Raw genomic sequence first — 2,427 nt, 5'->3', positions numbered from 1 at the left:
GCTTGGCCAGTTCGTAATCACCTGCACCCAATAAAAACTCATAAATAGTGACTCGTTTCCACTCATCACCACCGGGTGTTACCACATTGCCTGCTTGAAGCAATAGAGATGGATTTTCATCGAGCAGAGCAAGTAGAGCCTTAACATCTTCTTGTCGTGCATACGCAGCATGATGTAATGCCTTTGCGATACCGCTATTGGGGTCTTGGCCGAAATCACTTATTTCTTGAATTAATTCGACGGGTAATGTAGAAAAAATGGTGTTCTCGCGATTACGCAACATGAGCACGACGTAAACTTGTTCGCGGGTTAGCATGGACTTAAAACCTCGTTGTGTTTCATGATTTATTCATACGATCAATAAAAAATGTTTTTGTTTATTAAATAATATACCAGGTCTCCCAATTAAGCGCATTTGGAATACATAAAAGAAATTATTTTTTTATTATAGAGGTCGCTCGTTTATGCTTTTTCCAATCTTTATCTTTTGAAGAGATCAAAGTTGCAGCCTCTTCAAAGAAATGATTAATTTCATCAATTCCAGCCCAAGAACAATACTCTTGTATATTTGTATAAATTTCTTTATCAATATCCAACTTAATTTTTTCTATTTCAGCAATTTTTTTTGCATTAATTAAAGCTATTTTATTTCTCTATTTTTGTTCTAAAAAGAAACATACTAAACAGAATACACTATAATACATAAACAAAACTTGGAGATACAATTATGGTCCGGAAGAAAATATCTACACTACCAACTTCAGATGGAAATTACCTGGTTGTGATTTCCAAATTGAATGTAGATATACTAAATCGAATGATTCATGGATATGTTTTAAACGGCCATCTTACCCACCTTTAAATATAAAAGCTTCCTGAGTTACCCAAATGAAGGCTCCGTTGCAAAAACGAAAAATAGCGTATACTAAAAGCCACATTACATTAACTTAAGCCTTCAATTGAACAAATAGTATATTAAAATCAATAATTCAATTAAGGATTATCCCATTTGAGGTAGAAGGATAATCCTTTAGGAAGGTAAGTCATCAAAAAATGGTGCCCATTAACTCATTTTTGCTAATGCTGCATCTATTCTTTTTTGTCTGGCTGCTCCAGCTTCGGCAAGGATAGCTATTGTTCTGGCATCATGTTTTTCATTAATGTTAGCAACTTGCTCCTGGAACATTGTATGTTGTTCAAAACGTGCTGTGAGCTTTTCGACTTCTTTGTCTCGATTAGCAGTTTTTCTATCAACTACTGCTTTGTGCCATGCTCTAAGTTTTGGGTTAGGCTGGTGAATTCCAAAAAGTAAAGAAGGGATTTGATTCTGACCAAGATCATCAAGATCATCAAGATCCTCCAAAGGCTGCCCGCCTGCTCGCTCCATGCGCTCAAATAAATCAGCATTATCTGTGTTAATGGCGTGTAAAATCGTGATGTCACGAATTAAAGTGAGCAGAGCCTTACATGTCTGAACTTGTTTTAAAGCGCCATCTATTTGTGATTGAGGCCTTCCTCTTTGAATCTTTTCGTTATGTATTTTTTCTGCATGTTTAAGTAGATCCGCGGCTAAAACATAAGTAAGTTTGTTATTACTTAAAATAAAACCTGAAACATCTTTTAGCGATTCGATCAGTGAGAAATCACCATCCACCAATGCTGCATCGAGTATGAATTGAGCGGCAGTTTGGTCGGAAGAGGCATAGCCCCAATTCATTGTTGGATGAGTTAAAACATGGGCAAGAAGTTCTGAGGACTCGATTTCTCGTGGATTCATCGCTACCTCAATCAGAGAGATGGGTAAGTTATACTCCGTATCCTCATCAATTGCATTGATTAAATCAGGATGGGTCTCAATCAGCCTTTGGACTTCTGGATAGTTTTTTGCATATAAATTTTTCCACAAAGCTGGTTCAAATGGTGCTGGCATAGTTTATTTCCCCCTGATATTCTTACAATAGATGAATAAAATTCATAAATTATATCACTAAATATGAAAATTTAATACTAAGATGTTAAATTTATAATCATTTATGGGCGTAGAGAATCAGAATAGGAAGAGATAATTGAATCCAGATTTTCAGTAAATTTTTTTAGTCCACGATGATTTTCCATTAAGGTATCCAAATTAGTTTTGAGTAATTCTATTTTCGAAACAGTAACTTGGTCTCTTACTGTAGGTGCAATTTCTTCGCATAATCGTTTTGAATCTATAATTAACTGCTTATCTTCTGCACTTAATCCATCAACTTTATTAAAAACATTGAATTTTTTCTGTAATAGGGGTATGCATTCCTCAAGTGTATCTTGATATTGAGTATCAAGCTCTACTGTTTGTTCTGCTTGGGATTGCTGTGATCTATTTAAATCAGGCTGTATTTCTCTTTGATTTTGCAATCCTTCTTCCCGATGAGCAAACATATGCCC

At 35.3% G+C, this 2,427-nt stretch carries 3 protein-coding genes and 1 pseudogene; all 4 read right to left on the bottom strand.

From position 1 onward, the window contains the following. Nucleotides 1-316 (bottom strand): annotated as a pseudogene (locus WA877_RS02120) (hypothetical protein); the annotation flags it as partial. A gap of 118 nt (nt 317-434) precedes the next feature. Next, nucleotides 435-596 (bottom strand): hypothetical protein, encoded by a 162-nt coding sequence (locus WA877_RS02115; RefSeq protein WP_425169293.1) that lies wholly within the window; start codon nt 594-596, stop codon nt 435-437. Nucleotides 597-1,063: 467 nt separating this feature from the next. Beyond that, a complete protein-coding gene (locus WA877_RS02110) occupies nt 1,064-1,930 on the bottom strand; it encodes a hypothetical protein (protein ID WP_425169292.1) in 867 nt (288 codons plus the stop codon). Between the two features lie 101 nt (nt 1,931-2,031). After that, a partial coding sequence (locus WA877_RS02105; protein ID WP_425169291.1) for a hypothetical protein occupies nt 2,032-2,427 on the bottom strand: 396 nt, incomplete at its 5' end.

Origin of the sequence: Legionella sp., from assembly GCF_049790535.1 — a bacterium.
Classification (GTDB): Bacteria; Pseudomonadota; Gammaproteobacteria; order Legionellales; family Legionellaceae; genus Legionella.
This window is presented reverse-complemented; position numbering and strand designations above follow the sequence as displayed.